Annotated in this window: 15 protein-coding genes; 5 read left to right on the top strand and 10 right to left on the bottom strand. The window is 65.3% G+C overall.

Translation table 11 applies throughout. The annotated features are described in order from the left end of the window. Window positions 1–61: 61 nt before the first annotated feature. A complete protein-coding gene (locus RAD16_RS22005) occupies window positions 62–1,813 on the bottom strand; it encodes an outer membrane beta-barrel protein (RefSeq protein WP_458159956.1) in 1,752 nt (583 codons plus the stop codon). Window positions 1,814–2,000: 187 nt separating this feature from the next. Here RAD16_RS22005 and RAD16_RS22000 point away from each other — a divergent pair, with 187 nt between their 5' ends. Further along, window positions 2,001–3,008, top strand: coding sequence for a KpsF/GutQ family sugar-phosphate isomerase (locus tag RAD16_RS22000; RefSeq protein WP_458159955.1), 1,008 nt, complete (start codon window positions 2,001–2,003; stop codon window positions 3,006–3,008). A gap of 107 nt (window positions 3,009–3,115) precedes the next feature. Here the strand turns inward: RAD16_RS22000 and RAD16_RS21995 are convergent, their stop codons facing one another. Then, complete coding sequence (locus RAD16_RS21995; RefSeq protein ID WP_458159954.1) at window positions 3,116–3,667, bottom strand: carboxymuconolactone decarboxylase family protein; 552 nt, start codon at window positions 3,665–3,667, stop codon at window positions 3,116–3,118. Window positions 3,668–3,739: 72 nt separating this feature from the next. On the opposite strand from RAD16_RS21995, the gene RAD16_RS21990 reads away from it, so the two are divergent. Continuing rightward, window positions 3,740–4,072 (top strand): winged helix-turn-helix transcriptional regulator, encoded by a 333-nt coding sequence (locus RAD16_RS21990; protein WP_458159953.1) that lies wholly within the window; start codon window positions 3,740–3,742, stop codon window positions 4,070–4,072. 111 nt (window positions 4,073–4,183) lie between these two features. Here the strand turns inward: RAD16_RS21990 and RAD16_RS21985 are convergent, their stop codons facing one another. The 4 genes from RAD16_RS21985 to hemH all read right to left on the bottom strand — a co-directional run bounded on the left by RAD16_RS21985 (window position 4,184) and on the right by hemH (window position 7,961). Then, window positions 4,184–4,627 carry an NfeD family protein gene (locus tag RAD16_RS21985; RefSeq protein ID WP_458159952.1) on the bottom strand — a complete coding sequence of 148 codons (444 nt, stop codon included), beginning with the start codon at window positions 4,625–4,627 and terminating at the stop codon, window positions 4,184–4,186. Window positions 4,628–4,682: 55 nt separating this feature from the next. After that, window positions 4,683–5,687 carry an SPFH domain-containing protein gene (locus RAD16_RS21980; protein ID WP_458159951.1) on the bottom strand — a complete coding sequence of 335 codons (1,005 nt, stop codon included), beginning with the start codon at window positions 5,685–5,687 and terminating at the stop codon, window positions 4,683–4,685. A 241-nt stretch (window positions 5,688–5,928) separates the two neighbouring features. Then, a complete protein-coding gene (locus RAD16_RS21975) occupies window positions 5,929–6,897 on the bottom strand; it encodes an ABC transporter substrate-binding protein (RefSeq protein ID WP_458159950.1) in 969 nt (322 codons plus the stop codon). Between the two features lie 26 nt (window positions 6,898–6,923). After that, entirely contained in the window at window positions 6,924–7,961 is a 1,038-nt protein-coding gene (gene hemH / locus RAD16_RS21970) for a ferrochelatase (RefSeq protein WP_458159949.1), read from the bottom strand. An 82-nt stretch (window positions 7,962–8,043) separates the two neighbouring features. On the opposite strand from hemH, the gene RAD16_RS21965 reads away from it, so the two are divergent. Beyond that, window positions 8,044–8,442, top strand: a complete 399-nt coding sequence (locus RAD16_RS21965) for an MAPEG family protein (protein ID WP_458159948.1) — start codon at window positions 8,044–8,046, stop codon at window positions 8,440–8,442. A 7-nt stretch (window positions 8,443–8,449) separates the two neighbouring features. Here the strand turns inward: RAD16_RS21965 and RAD16_RS21960 are convergent, their stop codons facing one another. The 4 genes from RAD16_RS21960 to RAD16_RS21945 form a co-directional block, all read right to left on the bottom strand. After that, window positions 8,450–8,887 (bottom strand): acyl-CoA thioesterase, encoded by a 438-nt coding sequence (locus RAD16_RS21960; protein ID WP_458159947.1) that lies wholly within the window; start codon window positions 8,885–8,887, stop codon window positions 8,450–8,452. A 169-nt stretch (window positions 8,888–9,056) separates the two neighbouring features. Further along, window positions 9,057–10,190 carry a nickel/cobalt transporter gene (locus RAD16_RS21955; protein WP_458159946.1) on the bottom strand — a complete coding sequence of 378 codons (1,134 nt, stop codon included), beginning with the start codon at window positions 10,188–10,190 and terminating at the stop codon, window positions 9,057–9,059. Beyond that, entirely contained in the window at window positions 10,181–10,819 is a 639-nt protein-coding gene (locus RAD16_RS21950; protein WP_458159945.1) for a DUF1007 family protein, read from the bottom strand. Before RAD16_RS21950 ends, RAD16_RS21955 begins: the two co-directional genes overlap by 10 nt. Then, window positions 10,819–12,900, bottom strand: a complete 2,082-nt coding sequence (locus RAD16_RS21945; protein WP_458159944.1) for a M3 family metallopeptidase — start codon at window positions 12,898–12,900, stop codon at window positions 10,819–10,821. The genes RAD16_RS21950 and RAD16_RS21945 overlap by 1 nt, the downstream gene beginning before the upstream one ends. A 137-nt stretch (window positions 12,901–13,037) precedes the next feature. On the opposite strand from RAD16_RS21945, the gene RAD16_RS21940 reads away from it, so the two are divergent. After that, a complete protein-coding gene (locus RAD16_RS21940) occupies window positions 13,038–13,292 on the top strand; it encodes a hypothetical protein (protein WP_326897374.1) in 255 nt (84 codons plus the stop codon). Window positions 13,293–13,983: 691 nt separating this feature from the next. Beyond that, window positions 13,984–15,126, top strand: coding sequence for a type III PLP-dependent enzyme (locus RAD16_RS21935; protein ID WP_458159943.1), 1,143 nt, complete (start codon window positions 13,984–13,986; stop codon window positions 15,124–15,126). The last annotated feature ends 22 nt before the right edge of the window (window positions 15,127–15,148 follow it).

Here is a 15,148-nt window from a genome sequence, read left to right as displayed (position 1 = left end):
CTTCGCGCGACCCGGAATGACCGGGCGTCTTGTCGTACCGAATACGCGTGGGGCAGGCGTACTAATTCTGCAGCCTCACCCCAACCATCACCACCGTCCCCTGCGAGCTCGAGCCCGGCTGGTTCGAATCCAGGATGTCGTGACGCAGCGTGCCCTTGATCCAGATGTTGCGGTTGAGCTTGTAGATCAAATTGCCTTCGAGCGAGTAGGTTTTGTCGTTGCGACCCTGGTTCTGGTAATCGTAGGTGCCGTAGGTGAACTTGCCGATTGCGGTGAGCCAGCGGCGGAAATCGTGATCGACTTCGGCGGCGTAGGTGTGCACCAGCACGCCGGATGAGCCGGGGATCGTGGTCTCGTTGATCTGCGTGTCGGTGAAGAATTTCACCGTGGTCAGGCCGCTCGCGTTCCAGATCAGCGAGCCCGCGGTGAGGAAGCCCGAGAGCTGGCTGAGGCGCGGGTCGACATAATTGCGCGCGGCATAGCCGATCGAGACCTCGCCGGTGAGGATGCGCGAGAACTCGAACGACGAGCCGACCTTGGCATAGCCGCCGTTTGAATCGCGGAAGTAGCCGTTGCGGTCGGCGGGCTGGTCGTGCACGCGGGTGTCGCCCTCGATCTCGACGAACGGCTTCAGCCCGGGCTTGAGCTCGTAGGAGAAGCGCCCGACGCCGCCATACTGGTTGAAGTCGCGGTCGTTGTTGCTGAAGGTCGAACCGTCGGTGAGTTTCGAATCCGTGTAGGCGGTGCGATCGATGGTGGCGCCGGCGGCGACCTGGAAGCGGTTGAAGGTCTGGTCGAAGCCGAGGGTCGTGCCGTAGCTGGCGTAAATTGGATATTTCTGCAGGCCGGCCTGCACGTTCGGGCTGCCGGGATTGTCGGTGGCGATCCGCAGGCGGAGTTGCGAGGTCAGCTTGAGATCGCGGTCGACGTCGAGGCGGCCGTCGACATGGCCGGTGAAATCGGGGCGATTGATATCGACCGGAGAGGGCGAGGCAAAGCCATCGATCGTCGCCGGCATGTTGTTGGTGTAGCCCGAGAACGAGCCGCGCAGATCGGCGACCAGCGCGTGGCGCTCCCAGTCGGACTGCACGAGCAAGTCAGGCGCGACGACGATGACCGGCGAGCCGACCGGCTTGCTCAGGCGCGCCGGGTTGGTGTCGTAGCCGGTGGAAAGCTCGAGCCCGCCCTTGATCAGGAAGCTGCCGGCATAATCGCCGACCGCGCCGAACGCGTCGTCGTCGGCCCTGAGGCGGCGGCGGAGCGGCTGGCCGGGCACGTTGCCGGCCATCGCCGGCGGCACCGGCGGCTTGTGCGCGGTCTCGGACGGCGGCGGCGCGATGCGCGGTGGACCGAGCATCGTCACCGGCGTTGCGGGCGGCGGCGCCGAGCCGGGCCCGAGCGGGCGCTTCGGCTTGGCCTGGCCGGGATAGAGCTTTGGCTGCTGCCGCTTGCGGTTCAGCGAGTCGTAGCCGGACCCGCTGGCACCGTTGGCGGCCGGCAGGCCGTAGGTCGGGACCTGGCCGACGCGCGAGGGCGCGGGCGCCTGTTGCTGCTGCTGACGCGTGCGCGGATCGGCATTGGGATCCGGCAGCGTCGGCAGCGCATCGGACGGTGCCTGCGGCACGCCCGCCGTGCGGCGCGTCGGCAGCGTGTCGGGCGCGGCAAAGCCGCCGCGGTTGGGATTGAACAGGTCGGGCGTGAGGCTCTGGGCGGCCACCGGACCGCCTCCGAGGGCCGTCAGCGCCAGACATGGCAAAGCCGCGCTCAGGAAATGCGCGCGTTTGCTCCGGCCGGTGCCTGGAGACGACCCCACGATGGAATTACCCCAACGAATTCAAACACTTTCATGATGGTTCCCGCCGGCTGGCGGAACCATCGTTAATGGAGTTAAAACAATTATGGTTAATGACCGGTTGAGGGCATTAGGGGCTCTCGTCGCCTCGCCCGCCCGGGCGTGCTAAGCAGCAGACCAACGAACGCCCTCCTCCCTGGACCTGAATATGCCGAGCTCGAAACCGCTGATGACCCAATCATCCGGCCCCACCCCTGACAGCGTCGAATCCGCGCTCCGCACCCTGGAGACGGAGAGCGGCGGCATCAACGCGCTCGCCGCCGCCCTGCGCGGCCCGCTGGGCGAGCCGTTTGCCAAGGCGATCGACCTGATCCGCAACGCCAAGGGCCGCGTCATCGTCACCGGGCTCGGCAAGTCCGGCCACATGGCGCGCAAGATCGCGGCGACCTTGGCCTCGACCGGCACGCCCGCCTTCTTCGTCCACACCGCCGAAGCCGCCCATGGCGACCTCGGCATGATCACCACGGACGACGTCATCATGGCGCTGTCCTGGTCCGGCGAGCAGCCGGAGATGAAGACGCTGGTGAACTATTCGGCGCGCTTCGCGATTCCGATGATCGCGGTGACGTCGAATGCGGCCTCCTCGCTCGGACAGGCCGCCGACATCGTGATCGAGCTGCCGAAGGCGCGCGAGGCCTGCCCGCACAATCTGGCGCCGACGACGTCGACGATGATGCAGGTCGCGATCGGCGATGCCATCGCGATCGCGCTGCTCGAAGGCCGCGGCTTCACCGCGCTGGAATTCGCGCATTTCCACCCCGGCGGCAAGCTGGGCGCGATGCTGAAATTCGTCCGCGACTACATGCGCACCGGCGCGGAGATTCCGCTCAAGCCGCTCGGCACCAAGATGTCGGATGCGGTGATGGAGATGTCGGCCAAGGGGCTTGGCTGCGTCTGCATCGTCGATGAAGCCGGCGGGGTTGCGGGCATCATCACCGACGGCGATCTGCGCCGCCACATGCGGCCCGATCTGCTGACGGTGTCGGTCGACGACATCATGACCAGGCAGCCGAAGACCGTGCCGCCCTCGATGCTCGCGAGCGAGATGATCGAGGTGCTGAACACGCGCAAGATCACCATACTGGTGGTGACGGAAGCCGATAAGGTGGTGGGCATCGTGCACCTGCACGATCTGCTGCGGGCGGGCGTGGCTTAAGGCACGCGTCCTCTCCTCCGTCATTGCGAGCGCAGCGAAGCAATCCAGACTGCCCTACGGAGAGATTCGGGATTGCTTCGTCGCTTCGCTCCTCGCAATGACGAGACCTACGCCGGAAACCGCGCCGCCCCCTCCTCCAACGGCAATCTCAGCCCGTTCGCCAGATACGACACCGTGCGGTAGAAGCCGCACAGCAGCATGATCTCCAAAATCTGCGCCTCGTCGTAATGCGCCGACAGCGCGGCGAACTCGTCATCGCTCAGCGTCGCGCGGTGATGCAGCGCATCGACGGCCGCAATCAGCGCCTGCTCGGCCGGCGACCAGCACGGTGACGTCGCATCGCCCGCGACGGTCGCGCGAACCTCGTCCTCGGTCAGCTTTGCCGGCCCCGCAAAAATCGCGACATGCACGCCCCATTCATATTCGCATCGGTTCAGCGCGCAGGTGCGGTCGATGACGATCTCGCGCTGACGGAGCGACAGCGGCCCGGGATCGAGTAGCCCGCCGGCGCGGAACTTGTCCCAGGCGCGGGCGTGGCCCGCCATTACCCGGAACAGCATCAGCGGCGGTGCGCCGCGCATGATGCGGTCGAACTGCGCCTGGATCTCCGGGGGATAAGGTGGATCGAGCGGGGCGATGCGCGCCGTGGCCTGGGACATGGGCTGTTTCCGTTGCTACATTTACCGTAGCAATATGCTACATTATATGTAGCGCGACGCAAGAGGGCAGCGATGGCAAAACAGGCGGCATCAGGGAACGTCCGCGGCTCGCGCACCGGGCGGCCGGTCATGGCGCTGCTCGATCTGCTCGGCCGGCGCTGGAGCCTGCGAATATTGTGGGAGCTACGCGGCGAGCCCCTCACCTCCCGCGCGCTACGCACGGCTTGCGATGAGGCTTCACCGACAGTGCTGCAGGCACGGCTGACGGAGCTGCGCGAGGCCGGGTTCGTGGAGCTCGGCGACGGCGGGGGTTATGGACTGACGGCGCTGGGGCGAGAGTTGTGCGAGATGTTCATGCCGCTGCACCGGTTTGCGGAAAGGTGGCGCAGCAAGAGCGGTGCCTGAGTCTCGCGATGTCGTCTCAACGGACTCGTCATTGCGAGCGAAGCGAAGCAATCCAGGCTGTCTCCGCGGAACGTTTCTGGATTGCGTCGCTTCGCTCGCAATGACGGCGGATTACGCCGCCGCCACCGTCAGATTGGCGCCGTCGACCTGCACCACTTTCACCTTCGTTCCCGCCGGCGTATCCGGGCCGGCGACGCGCCAGACCGTGTCGCCGATGCGCACGGTGCCGCTGCCGTCGATGATCGGCTTCTCCAGCGTGAACTCGCGGCCGAGCAGCGCCTCGGTGCGCTTGTTGAGGAAGGGACTGGTGCTGGCATCCAGCTTCGGCCGGGCGAGGCGGCGCCACACCGGCACGGCGGCGGCGGCGAAGATCGCGAACATCACGAGCTGGATCTGCCAGGACATGGCCACGATGAACGAGATCAGGCCGACGAGCAGCGCAGCTAACCCGAGCCAGAACAGGAAGACACCCGGCGCCACCGTCTCCAGCGCCATCAGGACGAAACCGAAGATCAGCCAGTTCCAGGTGCCGAGCGATACGAACATGTCGGTCATGACACGACCTCTTGATATTGGCGCACGATCTTAGCGGAAAATCATGCGCCGTTCCTTACCCCTGCCGCGGCGGCACTGCCGGCGGCGTCGGTCCGGTCGGTGGCACTGAGCCGGTGCGACGGGCCGCAGCGGCCGCGGACGCCGCGCTCTCGCCGAACGTGGCCTTGGCGATCTCGCCGATGCCGGCGAGCGAGCCGAGCATGCTGGTCGCCTCCATCGGCAGCATGATGATCTTCTGGTTGGGCGCGTCCGCGAACTGGCCGAACGCCTTGATGTACTTGTCGGCGATGAAATAGTTCAGCGCGGCGACATCGCCCTTGCCGATGGCCTCCGACACCGCCAGCGTCGCCTTCGCCTCGGCTTCGGCCAGGCGCTCACGCGCCTCGGCGTCGCGGAAGGCGGCTTCGCGGCGACCTTCGGCCTGAAGAATCTGGCCCTGCTTGGCACCCTCGGCGCGCAGGATCTCCGACTGGCGCTGGCCTTCGGCGGCGAGAATGTCGGCGCGCTTGACGCGCTCGGCCTTCATCTGCCGGCCCATGGCTTCGACGAGGTCGGCCGGCGGCACGATGTCCTTGATCTCGATGCGGTTGACCTTGACGCCCCACGGCGAGACCGCGGCGTCGACGACGCGCAGCAGGCGCTCGTTGATCTCGTCGCGATGTGACAGCACCTGGTCGAGATCCATCGAGCCCATCACCGAGCGGATGTTGGTCATGGTCAAAACCGTGATCGCCTGCGTCAGATTGGCGACCTCGTAGCTTGCCTTGGCCGCATCGAACACCTGGAAGAAGGCGACGCCGTCCACCGTCACGGTGGCGTTGTCCTTGGTGATAACCTCCTGCTCGGGAATGTCGATCACCTGCTCCATCATGTTGATCTTGCGCCCAACGCGATCGAAATAGGGCACGATCAGGTTGAGCCCGGGGCTCAGCGTCTGGGTGTATTTGCCGAAACGTTCGATGGTCCAGTCATAGCCCTGCGGCACCGTCTTCACGCCGGCGATCAGCGTGACGATGACGAGCAGCACCAGAACAATCGCGAAAATGTCGAAACCGCTCATATTTCCTCCAAGGCGGAAAAGAAGCCGGCAAAAGGCCTTTTCCGGCGCTGTCATTGGTCGGGATCACGACCCAACCGGTTCAGCGGTCGCGATTCACGTCGGTATCTGCGCGATTCTGCACAAGGCGGAGAGGAAGGAAACGGCCGCGATATGTATTTGCGGAAGGCTCTTGAAAGCGCGCAGGCGCAGACCTAGCAGCGAAAGTTAACGAATCCTGAGATGCCGTCCGCCACGGACAGCCTCACTCGATGACGTCGTTCGCGATTGCGAGCAGGCCCGGGGAGAGCGTGACGCCGATCGCCTTTGCCGTCTTCAGATTGACCGCCAGATCGAGCTTGGTGGGGTTCTGCACCGGCAGGTCGGCGGCCTGCGCACCCTTCAGGATGCGGTCGATGTAGCTGGCGGCGCGGCGGAGCTGCTCGGCACTATCGGTGCTGTAGGACATCAGCCCGCCCTCCTCGACGAAGGCGCGGCTCCAGAACACCGCAGGCATGCGCGCTTCATGGATCGCCGCGAGCAGCGGCGCGCGGTTGGCCATGGTGAAGAAGTCCGGCAGGATCAGCAGGCCGCCGTCCTTGCGCGAAGCAAGCGCGGCGATGGAGGCGGCGTCCTGCACCGGCGCGGGCTCGACGTTCACATGCAGGGTGCGCGCGGCATCCTCGATCGTGCGCAGCATCAAGGGCGCGAACGGCGCGGTGGCGGGATTGTAGACGACGAAGACGCGGGACACCTTCGGCGTGACCTGCGTCAGCATCTCCAGCCATTTGCCGGCCAGCGGGCCGTCATAATCGGTGAAGCCGGTGATGTTGCCGCCGGGATGCGCGAGGTTTTTCACAAAGCCCTGGCTGACGGGATCGGTGACCACGGCGAACACGATCGGGATCGTCGTGGTGCGCTGGCGCAGCTCCTCCACCGAGGGCGTGCCGAGCGCGAGCAGGATGTCGGGCTTGAGCGCGATCAGCTCGTCGGCAAGCCGGGCGATGCGCGCGCGATCGCCGGCGCCGCTGCGCCAGTCGACCTTGAGATTGTCCTGCTCATTCCAGCCATGGGCGGCGAGCGCCTCGGAAAGGCGCGCCTGGCCGATCACCTCGTCGGAGGCGATGACCGAGAGCACGCCGACCCTGCGTGCCGCATTCGGCTGCTGCGCCAACACGGGGGGAGGCAGCGCGGCGATCGTCCCAAGAAGCGCCAGGCATTCGCGGCGGTTCATGGGAGACACCATCAGATCCAGGCACATCAGATCCAGCCCTGAAGCTCGCGCAGCACAAGGGTGCGGATCACGTCCATGCCGGGATCGCTGTCATTGAGACAGGGGATCGCGGAAAACTGCTCGCCGCCATTGTGCTTGAAGATCTCGGCATTCTCCTGCGCGATCTCCTCCAGCGTCTCGAGGCAATCGGCGGAAAAGCCCGGCGTCACCACCGCGATGCGGCGCACGCCTTCCTTGGCGAGCCGCTCCATGGTCTTGTCGGTGTAGGGCTGAAGCCACTCGTCATTGCCGAAACGCGACTGGAAGGTCAGCAACAATTTTGTCTCGTCCATGCCGAGCCGGCGGCGCAGCGCCTCGGTCGTGGCGATGCAATGGCCCTGATAGGGATCGCCCTTGTCGACATAGGATTTCGGCATGCCGTGGAAGGACGCCACGATCAGCTCGGGCTTGAACGGCAGCGTCGCCAGATGCGTCTCGATCGAGACCGCGAGCGCCTCGATATAGGGCTCGTCCTCGTAATAAGGCGGCGTCACCCGCAGCGTCGGCTGGTTGCGCAGACGGGCGAGCACGCGGAACACCTCGTCGCAGACCGTCGCCGAAGTCGAGGCGGAATATTGCGGATAGAGCGGAACGGCGAGGACGCGCTCGCACCCCTTCGCGATCAGCGCGTCGATGCCCGACTTGATCGAGGGATTGCCGTAGCGCATCGCCCAGTCCACCGCGACATGCGCGCTATCGGACAATGCGTCGGCGAGCTTGTCGCTCTGCGAGCGCGTGATCGTCTTCAGCGGCGACTCGTTCTTCTCGTTGTTCCAGATCTTCTGGTAGTCGAGCGCCTTGGTGCGGGGACGGCTGCGCAGGATGATCCCGTTCAGGACGAACTTCCAGACAAGGCCCTGGTCCTCGATAACGCGGGCGTCGGAGAGGAATTCCTTGAGGTACACCCGCACGCCCGGCGCATCGGCCGTATCGGGCGTGCCGAGATTGACCAGAAGCACGCCGACGCGCGGCTGGCTGGACTGGAGGGTCGGCTTCGCGGTCGCGAGGGGGGCTGCGGTCGTCATGGCCAGTTGCGTCGCGCGTTGCACCGAACTTGTCAAGATGAGCCCGGTTTCGCTAGGGTCCGCCTCAAGCGGGGGAGGGAAGATGACGCTCGCGGAATGGTGCGTATTCGGGGCGCTGCTGCTCTATCTGGCGACGATCGCCGCGATCAAATGGATCAGGTTTCGCGGGTTCGACAATTCACGCCCGCGCGATCCCGCCTTCTATGAGGAGGCCATCGCACAGCGCGCGCTGGGCGCCCATCAGAACGGTATCGAGACCTGGCCCTTCTTCGCCTTCGCCGTCCTGCTCGCCGAATACAGGGACTCGCCGCAGCGGCTGATCGACGAGCTCGCCGCGCTGTTCCTGATCGTCCGGGTCGCCTATGTGCTGACTTATCTCGGCAATCGCCCGACCTTGCGCTCGATCCTCTGGAGCATCGGCTTTGCGATCAATCTCGGGATCTTCTTCATGCCGGCCTTGAAGCGCTTCTTGCCGGTGTGAGGCGATCTCACACCGACAGATGACGCTCCCGCGTCGCGATCAGCGCCCGCATCGATGCCGGGATCGTGACCGGACGATGGGTCTCCTGGTTGGTGTAGACCCACACGATCTCGCCGGTCACCAACGCATCCGTGCCGCCTTTCCGGAAAATGGCGAGCTCGAAGACGAGGCTCGAATTGCCGATCCGCGCCACGCGCGCGCCGACGTCGAGTTCCCAGTCGAACCGGACCGGCGCCTTGTATTCGATCACTGATTTGACGACGTGGAAATCGATGCCGCTCGCCTGCGCGTCCGCGTATTGGTCGAACCCCAGCGCGCGGAAATATTCGGTGATGGTGGTGTCGAAATAGGTCAGATAGTGCGCGTTGAAGACGACGCCCTGGCCGTCGATCTCGGAATAGCGCACCCGGAATGGATGAAAGAACCAGAAGTTTTCGCGCGACATGGAAACCCCCGACTGTTCTTGTTCGTTTGAGGAATTGAATAGCCGACCGGAGGGGGGTTCGCAAAGGTGCCGTCGTAGCCCGGATGGAGCGCAGCGTAATCCGGGGCCTTTCCGCGACAGCACTGTCCCGGATTGCGCTGCGCTCCATCCGGGCTACGAAGCTCTCGGCCTAGAAACACGTCGTCCGTTCAGCCGCGATGTAGCCGAACAGCAGGCCCGTGCCGAACAGCAGCACGACGGCGGCCGCGGCAAATTCGATGCCGCGCATGAACAGCGCGCCGCCGCCGTCGCGGCCGGCGCTGAGGCGCTGCGCGATATCCTTGGCGGAGACGGCGACGACCGCGATGGCGGCGACCGTGATCGCGGTGCCGAGGCCCATCAGGAAGGTCGCGGCGATGCCGGCCCAGAACAGGCCCTGGGCGAGCGCAAACACCAGAACCAGGATCGCACCCGAGCAGGGGCGGATGCCGACGGTGAGGATGGCCGCAAAGCCGCGCCGCCAGCCGCCGGGGCCGGCGAGCTCGCTCGGCGTGGGGCCGTGGGAATGGCCGCAATGCTCGTCATGGACATGATCGTGCCCGCCATGATGATGGGCGTGCGCGTGGTCGCGATGATCGTGGTGATGATGATCATGGTCATGATGATCGTGCGCATCGTGATGGTGCTGGCCGTGATCATGATGGTCGTGCGGCACGCCGGCGATCGCCGGCACCGGCTGGGCCGCCTGCAGCGCGCGGATGAAGGTGCGGCCCTTGACCCAGACGAGGCGCAGGCCGAACAGCGCGATCAGGGCATAGCTCGCGATCTCGATCGCGCCTTCCGCCTTGCACATGGTCTTGGCGGTCGCGTTCAGGATCCAGGCCGAGATGCCGACGATCAGGATCGCGACCAGCGACTGCATCAGGGCAGACGCGAACGAGAGCGCGATGCCGCGCCGCGCGGTCTCGCGGTTGGCGACGAGATAGGAGGCGATCACCGCCTTGCCGTGGCCCGGGCCGGCAGCGTGAAAGATGCCGTAGGCGAACGAGATGAACAGCAGCGTCCACACCGCCGAGCCGTCGGACTTGGCGGCGCGGATCGTCGCCGACATCTGGCGATAGAATTCCGACTGCTTTGCCAGCAGCCAGCCGATGATCCCGCTGGCCTCGGGCTCGGCGGCCTGCGCCGGGCGCGGCGCGCCGAAGGGGTTTTGCGCGAGGAGATCGTGGAGCGCGGCATCGGCCACGCCCAGCACGACGACGACAGCGGCGCAGACGAACAGCCCGCGGGCGAGCGGAGACTGAAGACGACTGATCAAGGGCAATCCACCGTGATCTTGTTGGCGAACATCATGCCGAAATTCGAGTTCTCGCCGTTCAGGAAGGTCTGCTCGTTGAGCTTCTGCGCGGTGGCGGAGCCGTCGCTGGGCCGATCGAGCTTCATCTGGCAGCCGGCGGGCGCGCCGACCAGCTTGACCGGATTGTCCTTGGCCATCTGGAAGTCGATGAAGAAGGAACGGTCGAACACTTCGAGCACCAGTTGCTTGGGTTTGACCGGGTTCTTCAGCGGCAGCGTGAAGTGCAGGGTCAGCACCGTATCCTTGTAGTCGAGGAAGTAGTCGATCGGCTCATTAAACCGCTCCTTCTTGCCGTCGGCTCGCGCGAAGGTGAAGTAGGCGTATTCCTTCAGCGACTCCACATTGGTCTGCGCCAGCGGCACCAGCTCCTCGCGGGTGTAGGCGCCCTTGGTCTTGCTCTCGAGCCCCTGCACCGCATAGGCCGAGAACATGTCGTCGAAAGTCCAGGCGTGGCGCACACCGGTGATGGTGCCGTCCGGAGCGTAAAGCAGCTCACTGGTCGCGGTGATCCAGACATGCGGATGCGCGCGCGCCGCGCTGGCCGCGAGCGTGAGGCCGGCGGCAAGCAGCAGGCCGAACAGGGCGCGCATGCCCATCAGGCCGCCTTCGGGGCGTCGAGCAGGCCGCGGCGGCGGAGCAGCGCGTTGGGCTCGGGCGGGCGGCCGCGGAAGGCTTCATAGGCGGCCTCGGGATCGACCGATCCGCCTGAGGAGTAGATGTCGTCGTGCAGGCGCTTGGCGACATCAGGATCGAAGATGTTGCCGGCCTCCTCGAAGGCGCCGAAGGCGTCGGCGTCCATCACCTCGGACCACATGTAGCTGTAATAGCCGGCGGCATAGTGATCGCCGGAGAAGATGTGGCCGAACTGGGTGGGTCGGTGACGCAGCGAGATCTCCTCGGGCATGCCGATCTTCTCCAGCTCCTTCTTCTCGAAGGCGCGGACATCCTGCGCGGCGGCGGCCGGCTGGGTGTGGAATTCGAGATCGACCAGGGCCGAGGAGACGAACTCGACCGTGGCAAAGCCCTGGTTGAACTTTCGTGCGGCGAGGAAGCGCTGCAGCAAATCGTCCGGCAGCGGCTCGCCGGTCTGGTAGTGGCGGGCGAACTGCTGCAGCACCTCGGGCCGCTCCTGCCAGTGCTCGTAGAGCTGGGAGGGCAGCTCGACGAAGTCGGTGAACACCGACGTGCCCGACAGCGACGGGTAGGTCACGTTGGAGAGCATGCCGTGCAGGCCATGGCCGAACTCGTGGAACAGGGTGCGGGCATCGTCGGGCGACAGCAGCGAGGGCTCGCCATTGGCGCCCTTGGCGAAGTTGCAGACATTGATGACGAGCGGCGCGATCTCGCCGTCGAGCTTCTGCTGGTCGCGCAGCGAGGTCATCCAGGCGCCGGAGCGCTTTGACGGCCGGGCATAGTAGTCGCCGTAGAACAGTGCCTTGTGCTTGCCGTCCGGCCCCTTGACCTCCCAGACCCGGACGTCCGGGTGCCAGGCCGGCACGTCCTTGCGCTCCTCGAAGGTGATGCCGAACAGGCGCGTGGCGCAGTCGAAGGCCGCGGCGATCATGTGGTCGAGCGTGAGATACGGCTTGATCGCGGCATCGTCGAAATTGGCGCGCTGGAGGCGGAGCTTCTCGGCGTAGAAGCGCCAGTCCCAGGGCGCGAGCTTGAAATTGCCGCCCTCCGCCGTGATCAGCGCCTGCATCTCGTCGCGGTCGGCGAGCGCCCGGGCACGGGCCGGCTTCCAGACCCGCTCGAACAGGCCGCGCACGGCGTCGGGCGTCTTGGCCATGGAATCCTCGAGCCGGTAGGCGGCAAAGGTCGGATAGCCGAGCAGCTTGGCGCTCTCCTCGCGCAGCTTCAGGATCTCGACGATGGTCCCATTGTTGTCATTGGCATTGCCGTTGTCCCCGCGCGCCGTGAAGGCCTTGTAGACCTTCTCGCGCAGGTCGCGCCGGGCCGAGCTCTTCAAGAACGGCTCGGTCGAGGAGCGCGACAGCGTCACGATGGCCTTGCCGGCCATGCCGCGTTCTTCTGCCGCAGCCCTGGCGGCGGCGACGAAGCTCTCGGGCAGTCCCTCGCGGTCGGCCTCCCCCAGCTCCATGAACCACTCCTGCTCGTCGCCGAGCAGATGATGGCTGAAGCTCGTGCCGAGCTGGGCGAGCTTTTCGTTGATCTCCGCCATACGCTTCTTGGCCTCCTCGGAAAGGCCGGCGCCGGAGCGATGGAAGCGGGTGTAGGTGCGCTCAAGGAGGCGGAGTTGCTCTGGCGACAGACCAAGAGAGGCGCGGTTCTCGTGCAGTTGAGCGATGCGGCCAAACAGCACAGCGTTCATCATGATCGGATTCCAGTGCCGCGCCATCCGCAAGGAGACCTCCTTGTCGATCTCCAGGATGGCCGGGTTGGAATGCGCCGAGACGAGATCGTAGAACACCGCCGCCACCTTGTTCAGCAGCTTGCCCGAACGCTCCAGCGCCGTGATGGTGTTGGCGAAGTCGGCCGCGGCCGGATCGTTGGTGATTGCCGCGATCTCGGCGGAGTGGTCAGCGAAGGCCTGCTCGAAGGCCGGCAGGAAGTGCTCCGGCTTGATCTCGTCGAAGGGCGGGGTCGCGAACGGCGTCACCCAGGCCTTCAGCAGCGGATTGGTCTCGGAGTCCGTAGTCTGGCGGGGTTCTGACATCGCAAATCTCGATTTTTGAGCTGATTTGTTGGGGCCAGCTATAGCACGCGATGGGGCTTTTTTGGGCCATTTGCCCTTGCTCCCGGCCGCCTTTTCGGGGACATTGCGGCCCTCGAAGCCTAGGGACTCCTGAGTTCATGAACGCGCCCGCCTCCTCTTCCCGCCAGATCGCCTGGCCCAGCGTCATCACCGTCATCAGCGCCGCCATCCTGATCGGCGCCGAGGTGTTCGGCGCGGCCTTCGCCGGCGGCTGGGCGCTTGCGATCCTGTTCGGCCTCGGCGACCAGGGCACGCACATCCTGCAAGCCGTGCTGTTCGCACTCGGCGTGCTGGTGATGACTGCGTTCATCCGCGCAGCGCAGCGCGTCGAGCCCTTCACGAAGCGCCGCTGACGCCCGGTCGCGCGGCGTAAGGACACACGCGCGACACAGAAAACTTAACGCACGTTCATCTTCCGCTTCGCTCGCGCAACACCGCGCAAGCAGATGTTAGGCAATTCTGTCCGCAGCCTAAAAAAATTCTTGCGAAGCGGAGTCAAAACGCTTATGTGCGCTCTTGCCCAATTTCGCACGTGCCTGTGGTCGTGTGTCAGTCGGTAGGTATCCGGACAAGAGGCCGGACAGCCGCCAAGGGGTGAAGAAGCCGAGGGGCTCTTCGGAAGTGCAGAAGTCAGAAGACTGAAGGTCGCAAGACTTGACGGTCAGACGACGAAGCAAACCCGGAGCGTCCAGCATCTCTCTCAAAGAGATGCCATGTCGAAGGTGACTTCACTTTTTGCAACCGTGACTGGCAGCCGGAGGCGAACCGGCGCACCCCGCTCTCAACGGGGGACGCGACTTAAAGCAACGACGGATCGGGCTTTTTTGGTCTCTACCGGCATTCCAACGCCGGCGCGGGCTACTGAAAAGGCTTGTCCTTCATTGCCAGGTGTGCGGGCGGGATTCTCTCCCAACCAATCCACGGCAGCACAGTCTGGTTTGAGTCTTTGGCTTCAGCGCGCCTCCATCGCGCGATGTGGCCGGAGTGCTCTTATCCGACGTCACGTTGATACGGACCCTGTCGCTGGGGCCGTTGGAGAGTGCCATGACCGAACGTATCCAGGAATTCCTGCGCAACCGCCGCAAGGAAGGTCTCGACACCGAGCCGTGCCTCGTCGTCGACCTCGAGGTCGTGCGCGACAATTACCAGACCTTCGCCAAGGCGCTGCCCGACAGCCGCGTGTTCTACGCCGTCAAGGCGAACCCGGCGCCGGAAGTGCTGGCGCTGCTGGCCTCCATGGGCTCCTGCTTCGACACCGCGACCGTCGCCGAAATCGAGATGGCGCTGGCCGCCGGCGCGACGCCCGACCGCATCTCCTTCGGCAACACGATCAAGAAGGAGCGCGACATCGCGCGCGCCTTCACGCTCGGCATCCGGCTTTTCGCCGTGGATTGCGTCGCCGAAGTCGAGAAGGTCGCCCGTGCCGCGCCCGGCGCGAAGGTGTTCTGCCGCATCCTCTATGACTGCGCCGGCGCCGAATGGCCGCTGTCGCGCAAGTTCGGCTGCGACCCGGAGATGGCCGTCGAGGTGCTCGACGTTGCCAAGCGCCTGGGCCTGGAGCCGTGCGGCATCTCCTTCCATGTCGGCTCGCAGCAGCGCAAGGTGAAGGCGTGGGACCGTGCGCTGGCGATGGCCTCGCAGGTGTTCCGCGACTGCGCCGAGCGCGGCATCAACCTGACCATGGTCAACATGGGCGGCGGCTTCCCGACCAAGTACCTGAAGGACGTGCCGCCGGTCGTGACCTACGGCCGCTCGATCTTCCGCGCGCTGCGCAAGCACTTCGGCAACCAGATTCCGGAGACTATCATCGAGCCGGGCCGCGGCATGGTGGGCAACGCCGGCATCATCGAATCCGAGGTCGTGCTCATCTCGAAGAAGAGCGACGAGGACGAGGTGCGCTGGGTTTACCTGGACATCGGCAAGTTCGGCGGTCTCGCCGAGACGATGGACGAGTCGATCCGCTACGCCATCCGCACCCCGCATGACGGCGCGGACATGACCCCGTGCGTGCTCGCCGGTCCGACCTGCGACAGCGCCGACGTGCTGTACGAGAAGACGCCGTATCCGCTTCCCGTCACGCTTGAGATCGGCGACAAGCTGCTGATCGAAGGCACCGGGGCCTATACGTCGACCTACTCGGCGGTGGCGTTCAACGGCATCCCGCCGCTGAAGACGTACCACATCTGATTTGCCACATCTGATCCGCCTC

It is taken from the genome of Bradyrhizobium sp. 18BD, assembly GCF_054185225.1.
Note: the sequence above shows the minus strand (reverse complement) of the source record. Positions and strands in the feature narration are given on the sequence as shown.